A 1,747-nucleotide genomic window follows, 5' to 3' on the forward strand; every position below is an offset into this window, starting at 1 on the left:
CCGGATGCGATCGTGCTCGACATCATGCTTCCCGACATCGACGGCCTCCAGGTGCTGCAGCGCGTGCGCGCCGACGGTGAGGAAGGTCGGGAACTCGGGCTCGAGCGCCGAGGTGCGGAAGACCGACAACGCGTCGTCGAAGCGGTCACCGGGAGTGCGGGGCAGGCCGGCGAACACCTCGGCGACGAGGCCGTCCACCCACGGTCCGTCGATGCGCACGCCCTCGGCGGTGACCGAGTTGTCGTGGATCCACTGCCACACCTGCGAGCGGGAGATCTCCGCGGTCGCGGCGTCCTCCATCAGGTTGTCGATCGCCGCGGCCCCCACACCGCGCAGCCAGGACTCGATGTAACGCAGCCCGATCGTGATGTTGTCGCGCACGCCGGCGGTGGTGATCTGCCCGCCGACGGATGCGACGTCGAGCAGTTCCGCGGCGGTCACGCTGACGTCGTCGCGGGTACGGTCGAGCTGGTTCGGCCGGTCGCCGAGCACCGCATCGAACTCGGCCTGTGCGGTCGGGATCAGGTCGGGGTGGGCGACCCAGGTGCCGTCGAAACCGTCGCCGGCTTCGCGCTTCTTGTCCGCAGCGACCTGCTCGAGCGCCCGTTCCGTGACAAGCGGATCGCGCCGGTTCGGGATGAAGGCGCTCATGCCGCCGATGGCATACGCGCCGCGGTCGTGGCAGGTCGAGACGAGCAGCTCGGTGTACGCGCGCATGAACGGCACGGTCATCGTGATCTGCTTGCGGTCGGGGAAGACGAACCGGCGCCCGCGGGCGCGGAAGGTCTTGATGATGCTGAAGATGTAGTCCCAGCGGCCGGCGTTGAGGCCCGCGCAGTGGTCGCGGAGTTCGTAGAGGATCTCCTCCATCTCGAAGGCGGCCTGGATCGTCTCGATCAGCACGGTCGCGCGGATCGTGCCGTACGGCAGGCCGAGCGCGTCCTCGGAGTGGCTGAAGATGTCGTCCCAGAGCCGGGCCTCGAGGTGGCTCTCCAGCTTCGGCAGGTAGAAGTACGGTCCGCTGCCGCCCTCGATCAGGCGCTGGGCGTTGTGGAAGAAGTACAGGCCGAAGTCGACGAGGCTGCCGGAGGCGCTCATCGTGCGGTTCGCCCGGTCGACGAAGCTGATGTTCTTCTCGACGAGGTGCCAGCCGCGCGGGCGCATCACGATCGTCGGGGTCGCGCCGGTCGCGTCTCCCGTGACGGTGTACTCCTTGCCCTCTGCGCTCGTGAAGTCGAGCTGCCCGCGGACGGTGTCGAACAGGGTGATCTGGCCCTCGATGACGTTGGCCCAGGTGGGACTCGTTGCGTCCTCCTGGTCGGCGAGCCAGACCTTGGCACCGGAGTTGAGCGCGTTGATGGCCATCTTCCGGTCTGTCGGGCCGGTGATCTCGACGCGGCGGTCTTCGAGGCCGGGGCCCGCGCCGGCGACGCGCCAGCTCGGGTCGCGACGGATGTGCGCCGTTTCGGTGAGGAAGCCTGGGTCGCGCCCGTTGGCGGCGTCAACGCGCTTCCGCAGCCTGGTCGCGAGCAGGTCGTGGCGGGTGCCCGCGAAGCGGTCGTGCAGCTCCGAGACGAAGTCGAGCGCAGCGGGCGTGAGGATCTCGTCGTAGCGGGCACCGAGGTCTCCGGTGACCTCGAGGTGCGGCTGGATCATGGCGAAGCTGCCGGTGTTCGTGGTCGGGGCGACCGTGTCGGTCGTCGCCAGGGGGGAATTCATGGGGTTTCTCCTTCTGGAGGGTGAGGTC

General features: G+C 68.8%; 1 protein-coding gene. It reads right to left on the reverse strand.

Translation table 11 applies throughout. From position 1 onward, the window contains the following. Nucleotides 1-1,656: malate synthase A (gene aceB / locus QN345_RS18680; RefSeq protein WP_323509066.1), on the reverse strand; the 1,656-nt coding region annotated here is incomplete at its 3' end. Between the last annotated feature and the right edge of the window lie 91 nt (nucleotides 1,657-1,747).

It is taken from the genome of Cryobacterium sp. 10I1, from assembly GCF_035019805.1.
Taxonomy (GTDB): Bacteria; Actinomycetota; Actinomycetes; order Actinomycetales; family Microbacteriaceae; genus Cryobacterium; species Cryobacterium glucosi.